Here is a 7,224-nt window from a genome sequence, read left to right on the forward strand (position 1 = left end):
TTCGTGTCGCTGCGCCAACCCCCTTCCGGGGGCAACGCCAGCGGCCCGGCGAAGCCGGCTCCGCGGTGTCCGCCCATGCAACCCAACTCGCCGCTCCCGCCCTCTTCCGTCCGTGCCACCCGATGGCTTGCCGTGGGCAGCCTCGTCGGCCTGATCGTGCTGGGCCTGGCCTGGGAGCTGTGGCTCGCACCGCTGCGGCCCGGCGGCTCGCTGCTGGCGCTGAAGGTGCTGCCGCTGGTCATTCCGCTCGCGGGGCTCTACAAGAACCGCATGTACACCTACCGCTGGGTCAGCCTGATGATCTGGCTCTATTTCACCGAGGGCGTGGTGCGCGCCTGGAGCGACACCAACGGCGTGGGGCAGGTGCTCGCCCTCGTCGAGGTGCTGCTGTGCCTGGTGCTCTTCGCGGCCTGCGCCTGGCATGTGCGCCTTCGCCTGCGCCACGCCAAGGCCGCCGCTGCCCGTCAACTGGAGGCTTCCGCCCAATGACTTCTTCTGTTTCCCCTGCTGCATTGATCGACCGACTGCGCGCCATCGTCGGCGCCTCGCATGTGCTCGACGAGGGCGACCTCACCGCCTACGAGCAGGACTGGCGCAAGCGTTCGCGCGGCAAGTCGCTCGCGGTGGTGCGGCCGGCCAATGCGCAGCAGGTGGCCGACGTGGTCAAGGCCTGTGCCGCGGCCGGCACGGCCATCGTGCCGCAGGGCGGCAACACGGGCCTGGCGGTCGGCTCGATTCCCGACGACAGCGGCACGCAGGTGGTGCTGAGCCTGCAGCGGCTGAACGCGATCCGCACCATCGACGGCGCCAACCTCACGATGACGGTGGAGTCCGGCTGCATCCTGCAGACGCTGCAGGAGGCCGCGGAAAAAGAGGGCTACCTGTTCCCGTTGAGCCTCGCGGCCGAGGGCAGCTGCACCATCGGCGGCAACCTCGCCACCAACGCGGGCGGCACGCAGGTCGTGCGCTACGGCAACACGCGGGAACTCTGCCTGGGCCTGGAAGTGGTCACGCCGCAGGGCGAGATCTGGGAGGGCACGAGCGGCCTTCGCAAGGACAACACGGGCTATGACCTGCGCGACCTCATGATCGGCAGCGAAGGCACGCTGGGCATCATCACCGCCGCGACGATGAAGCTCTACCCGCTGCCGGCCGCGCAGCTCACGGCCTGGGCCGCCGTACCCTCGCTGGACCACGCGGTCACGCTGCTGGGCCTGGCACACAAGCACCTGGGCTCGGGCCTCACGGGCTTCGAGGTGATGGGCAAGTTCGCGCTGAGCCTGGTCGACAAGCACATGCCGCAACTGCTCGTGCCCTTCATCGCCGACGAGGCGGTGCCCTACTGCGTGCTGCTGGAGAACTCCGACAGCGAATCCGAAGACCATGCGCGCGCCCGCTTCGAAGCGCTGCTGGAAACTGCCTTCGAGGACGGCTGCGTCACCGATGCGGTGGTGGCCGAGAACCTCACGCAGGCGCACCAGCTCTGGCACATCCGCGAAAGCATTCCGCTCGCGCAGGCCGAGGAAGGCCTGAACATCAAGCACGACATCTCCATTCCGGTGTCGCGCATTCCGGCCTTCGTGGCCGAAACCGATGCGCTGCTGAAAAGCGAAATCGCCGGTGTGCGGCTCGTGAACTTCGGCCACCTGGGCGACGGCAACCTGCACTACAACGTGCAGGCACCGGAGAACATCGACACCAAGGCCTTTTTGAAGAACGAGGAAGACCGCATCAATACGCTGGTGTACGACGCAGTCGAGAAGTTCGGCGGTTCGTTCTCGGCCGAACATGGCGTGGGTTCGCTCAAGGTCGACAAGCTCGAGAAGCACAAGTCGCCGGTGGCGCTGGAGATGATGCGGGCGATCAAGCGCGGGCTCGATCCGAAGAACACGCTCAACCCCGGGCGCGTGATCCGGGTGTAGATTTTTCCCCCTCCCTCTCTGGATGAGGGCTGGGGTGGAGGCACGCGGCGCTCGATGAAGCACAGCGCCGAATTGGCGCCGCTTGCCCCCATCCCAACCTTCCCCAAAGGGGGAAGGAGCAAGACAGATCAGCCGGGAAAGTCTTCGCCGCGCAGCTCGATCGGCTGCCCGTGCGGTGTGCGATCGGCCGCGTGGTCCCAGGCGTGGCGGTAGCGCGCGAGTTCGTCGCCCGAGCTCGCGCCCTTGCGGGCCACGAGGCCTTCGAGCGCTGCAAGCCAGTGGCGGTAGTAGGTGTCGCCGATGTCGGGGTCGCCCGCGGCCTGCGCGGCGGCGATCTGCGCGGCCAGCGCCTCGGCCCACTCGACCCAGGTGAACAGGCCGCGCTCGTGCAGCGCCAGCGTCATCGCGAAGGCCTGCGCTTCCCAGGGCTCCTTGAACACCGGGCCGTCGGCATCGCGCGGCATGCCGGGTGCAAGCGGAATGTCGCCGCCCTTCATGCGATCGCTTCCAGATAACTTTCCCACGCATCGACCGACACCGAAAGATTCTGCGGCGCCGCCTGCTCGCCCCAAAGCTCGGCTTCGTCGAAGACCACCGTGTAAAGCCACTGCGGCTGTTCGCCGAGACCCTGCGCATGCGCATCGGCGAACACATGCGCGCCGTGGACATGCTCGATCGTGCCGCGCTTGCCCTGCACATAGCCCGGCAGCCGCGTGTGGTGGTCGACCTTGCCCAGGTGCATGCGCACGGCCTGCCCGACGGCGAAGAGCGCGGGGCCCGGCTCGGGGCGCTCGGTGGGCGAGCCCTTCGCGAGCACCGCCGGCACGTTCGCGGCCTGCAACACGCGGGCGACGGGCGCGGGCGGATGCCTCAGTTCGCCGGAAGCGATCTCGTCTGGGAAGACCTGTGCGCGCTGCAGCATCAATTGCTCCAGGGCGCCGAGCCATATCTGGTAATAGCTCAGGTCGCGGTAGTTCGGCAGCGTCTCGCGCACGGCGCGGCTCGCATCGATGTTCCACGAGCCGGTCGCGCCCATCGCGAGGGTGAGGGCCAGCACGCGCGGCTCCCAGTCGGCGTGGAAGAGTTCGCCCTCGGGCTCGGGCGTGACCGCGCCGAAGCCGGGCTGGCCGCCGAGGTCGGCATGCGTGAGGTAGCTCATGCGGCGCTCCCCGCGGAGGGCGCTTCGACCAGCCGCGTGCCGATCATCGAATCGCGCGAGACCAGCGCGGCGAGTTCTTCCTCGCTCAACCCTTCGGTGCCGGCGGGGCGCTGCGGAATCACGAGGTAGCGCACCTCGGCGGTCGAGTCCCAGACGCGGATGCGCGTCGTCTCGGGCAGCGTCGTGCCGAAATCGGCCAGCACGCCGCGCGGGTCCTTCACGGCCCGCGAGCGGTATGGCGCGCTCTTGTACCAGGTGGGTGGCAGGCCGAGCACGGGCCAGGGGTAGCAGCTGCACAGCGTGCAGACGACCATGTGGTGCTGTTCGTCGGTGTTTTCCACCGCCACCATGTGCTCGCCCTGTCGACCGGTGTAGCCGAGCGAGGCGATGGCCGCCGTGGCATCGGCCATCAGCCAGTCGTGGAACGCGCGGTCGACCCACGCCCGCGCCACCACCCGGGCACCGTTGCGCGGGCCGATGCGGGTCTGGTAGGTGTCGATCAGCGCGTCGAGCGCGGCAGGGTCGATGTAGCCCTTCTGCGTGAGCACGCTTTCCAGGGCGCGGACCCGCAGGTCCATCTCGCCGAGTTCGCTGTGGTCGTGCGGGTGTTCGTGGCCGTGTTCGTGGCCATTCGTGGGGTGGTCTTGGCTCATGCCCGCCATGCTAAGCCCGGGCACTTAAAATTCGAAAACCCGTCCCCGAGAGCCCCCTCCTCCATGACCTCCACGCCCACCCGCCCCGTCCGCTCCCAGTACGAAGATTTCATGCGCCACGTGGACACCCACGGCGTGTTCAAGAGCGACCGCACCGGCACGGGCACCAAGAGCGTGTTCGGCCACCAGATGCGCTTCGACCTGAACGAGGGCTTTCCGCTGGTGACCACGAAGAAGGTGCACCTCAAATCCATCATCCAGGAACTGCTGTGGTTCCTGACCGGCTCGAGCAACAACAACTGGCTCAAGGAACGCGGGGTCACCATCTGGGACGAATGGGCGCGCGAAGACGGCGACCTGGGCCCGGTGTACGGCGTGCAATGGCGCAGCTGGCCCACGCCCGATGGCGGGCACATCGACCAGATCTCCGACGTCATCAAGACCCTGAAGACCAACCCCGATTCGCGCCGCATCATCGTGAGCGCCTGGAACGTGGCCGAGCTCTCCAAGATGGCGCTGATGCCCTGCCATGCGTTCTTCCAGTTCTACGTGGCGCCGCCGCAGGCCGAGGGCGAACGCGGCAAGCTCAGCTGCCAGCTCTACCAGCGCAGCGCAGACATCTTCCTGGGCGTGCCCTTCAACATCGCGAGCTACGCGCTCCTCACGCACATGGTCGCGCAGCAATGCGACCTGGACGTGGGCGACTTCATCTGGACCGGCGGCGACTGCCACATCTACAGCAACCACGCCGAGCAGGTGAAGCTGCAGCTGAGCCGCGATCCGTACCCGTACCCCACGCTGAACATCAAGCGCAAGCCGGCCTCGATCTTCGACTACCAGTACGAGGACTTCGAGGTGCTCGACTACAAGCACGGTGATCCGATCAAGGCGCCTGTGGCGGTCTGAGCGGCCCGACCCCATGAGCGAGCCCCGCATCAACCTCATCTACGCCCGCGCCGCCAACGGCGTCATCGGCGCCAACGGCACCATCCCCTGGCACCTGCCGGAGGACATGGCGCACTTCAAGCAGCAGACCGCTGGCGCGCCGGTGATCATGGGCCGCAAGACCTGGGACTCGCTGCCGCCGCGCTTTCGCCCGCTGCCGGGACGCCGGAACATCGTGGTCACGCGGCAGGCCGATTGGCGCGCCGAGGGTGCGCTGCCGGTGGGCAATCTCCGCGATGCGCTCTCGCTCTGCACGGAGGCGGCATCCCCCGAGGTGTGGGTGATCGGCGGCGCGCAGATCTACGCCGAAGCCGAGCCGCTCGCACAGCGCGCAGTGGTGACCGAAATCGCGCGCGACTACGAAGGCGATGCGCATGCGCCGGTGCTCGACGGCGCTGCATGGCGCGAGACACAACGCGAATCGCACGTCTCGGCCAAGGACGGCCTGGCGTTCAGCTTCGTGACCTACGAACGCATCGCGCAAGCATGAGCGACGACGGGTCTTTGCAGCCGCCCGCGCCGCAACCGCGGCGCCGGTCCTTGGTGATGGGCGCGGTGCTGCTCGCGGGCCTGGCGCCACTGCAGGTGCTGCAGGCTGCCGAGCCGCTCGAACCCGACGAAGAAGCGCTGTTCATGCCCGGCACGGCGCGCCCGACTGCCGACGGCCGCATCGAGGTCGACATCCACGCCTGGATCTTCGAGCGCGAACGGCGCTGGGGCCTCGATGCCGCGCTGGCCCGCTACCTCGGGCTGAACCTCAAGAAGCTCTCGCCCACGGCGAGGCTGCGCTTCAACCAGCGCACCGCGCTGTTCCATGCGGAATCCGAAGAAGGCAAGGTGATCGACGTCGTCTTCGACGGCACGCAGACCCGCGTGAAGATGCCGGCCTCGGCCGCGGACGGCCGCACCAACCTGCGCGTGGTGGTCGAGGCGCCGCGCACCACGGCGCCGGTGCAGTGGCTGCAGTTCCACGGCGTGACGGGGCCGGGCGAACTGCTGCATCGCTTCAGGGGTCAGGCGCTGGTCGTGCCCGCACAAGGCGTGTCCGTGATCTCGGACATCGACGACACCATCAAGCGCACGCAAGTACGCGACCGGCGCGAGATGCTGCTGAACACCTTCGCGCGGCGCTTCGAGGCGGCGCCCCGCATGGCGGCGTATTACCGCGCGCTCGCGCAGGCGCCCGACACGCGCTTTCACTACCTCTCGGCCAGCCCGATGCAGCTCTATCCGGCGCTTGCGGATTTCGTTCGCGACAACGACTTTCCCGCCGGCAGCATGCACCTGCGCGAGAGCACCACGTGGCGCACGCTGATCCCGGGCGCGGAAGATTCGCGCGCGCACAAGCTGGGCGTGATCGACCGGCTGCTCACCGAATTTCCGCAGCGCCGTTTCGTGCTCGTGGGCGATTCGGGCGAAGCCGATCCGGAGATCTACGCGCAGGTGTATCGCGCGAACCCGCAGCGCATCGACAGCATCGTGATCCGCGACGTGACCGACGAAGGCCGGCTGTCCGATCGCTACCGCGCGACCTTCGAAGGCATCGACCCGGTGCTCTGGCACATCCTCACGACCGACACCACCGACTGGCCGCATCAAGCCAGCAGATAGCACTGCTGCAGTGCAGCGGCAAACGGTTGCGCATGCGCCGCCCGGTCAAGGTGAGGACTTCAGTACAAGTGTCAAAAGGGCATGCCCTGCAGAGGGATTAGCCACAGCTAATTGTTTGTGCGCACAATGTCCGAACCGCCATCAAGACAAGGAGACGGCTCATGTCCATGGAGTTTCTTCGGGTGATTTCGGAGCAGAGATTGCCCTATGTCGTGCACACGCCTGCAGACATCGACAGGCTGCGCGTGCTGCGTGCGGCCGACCTGGTCACCGCATTCATTCCCCCATCCGAACGCACGCCGGACGAGCGCGCGATTCGTCAGCTCGCGCAGGTCGAATCGATCACCGCCAAGGGCAAGCTGGCTCTCAACAAGGCCACGTCGGCATTCATCGAGTTGTGAGTTCGCGGGTCCCTCATCAGCATCAAGGCTGCGCACCTTCCAGCGGATGGCTCGCTGCATACCGCTCCAGGAACACATAGAGCACCAACCCGCCGGCCAACGGCAACAGGTAATACAGCGCGCGATACGCCAGAACCGCACCCATCAGCGCACCCTGCTTCACGGTGCCTGACAGCAGCGCCAGATAAACCCCTTCGAGCACGCCGAGCCCCGCCGGAATCGGCGTGATGACACCGACGATGGATGCGGCCAACAGGACGCCCAGCGTCGTTGCATACGGCACCTGCTGGCCGAGCAGCAGGTACATCGCGGAACCCATCAGCGCCCAATTGGTTGCCGACAGCGAGAGTTGCACCAACGCAAGTCGTGCAGAAGGCAGCTTGAGCCGCCGGTTCCTCACGCGCCATTCACGTCCGCGCAGGATCGCGCAGGCGACGACATAGCCCACGGCCAGCAGGATCATCACAACGCCGATCGCACGCAATGCGCCCGATCCGATCGGCGCACGGCTCGGCGGCGCGATGGCGCCCGCC

The 7,224-nt window shown here is 67.4% G+C and carries 10 protein-coding genes; 6 read left to right on the forward strand and 4 right to left on the reverse strand.

Features of this window, described 5'->3' with window-relative positions; all coding sequences use genetic code 11:
• Positions 1 to 75 precede the first annotated feature (75 nt).
• Together RT97_RS10025 and RT97_RS10030 are read left to right on the forward strand one after the other, a co-directional pair.
• On the forward strand, positions 76 to 489 hold the full coding sequence (locus RT97_RS10025) for a DUF2069 domain-containing protein (RefSeq protein ID WP_042578626.1): 414 nt from the start codon (positions 76 to 78) through the stop codon (positions 487 to 489).
• The gene (locus tag RT97_RS10030) at positions 486 to 1,922 is read left to right on the forward strand and encodes an FAD-binding oxidoreductase (protein ID WP_042578627.1); all 1,437 of its coding nucleotides are present in this window, start codon (positions 486 to 488) and stop codon (positions 1,920 to 1,922) included. The genes RT97_RS10025 and RT97_RS10030 overlap by 4 nt, the downstream gene beginning before the upstream one ends.
• Positions 1,923 to 2,050: 128 nt before the next feature.
• Here the strand turns inward: RT97_RS10030 and RT97_RS10035 are convergent, their stop codons facing one another.
• Genes RT97_RS10035 through nthA form a run of 3 tightly spaced genes read right to left on the reverse strand, consistent with a single transcriptional unit; the run spans position 2,051 to position 3,734 of the window.
• Positions 2,051 to 2,419, reverse strand: coding sequence for a nitrile hydratase accessory protein (locus tag RT97_RS10035; RefSeq protein ID WP_042578628.1), 369 nt, complete (start codon positions 2,417 to 2,419; stop codon positions 2,051 to 2,053).
• Positions 2,416 to 3,081, reverse strand: coding sequence for a nitrile hydratase subunit beta (gene nthB, locus RT97_RS10040; protein ID WP_042578629.1), 666 nt, complete (start codon positions 3,079 to 3,081; stop codon positions 2,416 to 2,418). Before nthB ends, RT97_RS10035 begins: the two co-directional genes overlap by 4 nt.
• On the reverse strand, positions 3,078 to 3,734 hold the full coding sequence (gene nthA, locus RT97_RS10045) for a nitrile hydratase subunit alpha (RefSeq protein ID WP_042578630.1): 657 nt from the start codon (positions 3,732 to 3,734) through the stop codon (positions 3,078 to 3,080). Before nthA ends, nthB begins: the two co-directional genes overlap by 4 nt.
• A gap of 63 nt (positions 3,735 to 3,797) precedes the next feature.
• Here nthA and RT97_RS10050 point away from each other — a divergent pair, with 63 nt between their 5' ends.
• The 4 genes from RT97_RS10050 to RT97_RS10065 all read left to right on the forward strand — a co-directional run bounded on the left by RT97_RS10050 (position 3,798) and on the right by RT97_RS10065 (position 6,691).
• Positions 3,798 to 4,640, forward strand: coding sequence for a thymidylate synthase (locus RT97_RS10050; protein ID WP_042578631.1), 843 nt, complete (start codon positions 3,798 to 3,800; stop codon positions 4,638 to 4,640).
• A 13-nt stretch (positions 4,641 to 4,653) separates the two neighbouring features.
• Positions 4,654 to 5,169, forward strand: a complete 516-nt coding sequence (locus RT97_RS10055) for a dihydrofolate reductase (protein ID WP_042578632.1) — start codon at positions 4,654 to 4,656, stop codon at positions 5,167 to 5,169.
• Positions 5,166 to 6,290: a phosphatidate phosphatase App1 family protein gene (locus RT97_RS10060; RefSeq protein WP_042578633.1), complete on the forward strand. Its 1,125-nt coding sequence runs from the start codon at positions 5,166 to 5,168 to the stop codon at positions 6,288 to 6,290. The genes RT97_RS10055 and RT97_RS10060 overlap by 4 nt, the downstream gene beginning before the upstream one ends.
• 161 nt (positions 6,291 to 6,451) lie before the next feature.
• Positions 6,452 to 6,691 (forward strand): hypothetical protein, encoded by a 240-nt coding sequence (locus RT97_RS10065; protein WP_042578634.1) that lies wholly within the window; start codon positions 6,452 to 6,454, stop codon positions 6,689 to 6,691.
• A gap of 22 nt (positions 6,692 to 6,713) precedes the next feature.
• Here the strand turns inward: RT97_RS10065 and RT97_RS10070 are convergent.
• Positions 6,714 to 7,224, reverse strand: a 511-nt coding sequence (locus RT97_RS10070; protein ID WP_042578635.1) for a lysylphosphatidylglycerol synthase domain-containing protein, incomplete at its 5' end; no start/stop codon positions are given.

The organism is Variovorax paradoxus (assembly GCF_000834655.1).
GTDB classification, from domain to species: Bacteria; Pseudomonadota; Gammaproteobacteria; order Burkholderiales; family Burkholderiaceae_C; genus Variovorax; species Variovorax paradoxus_F.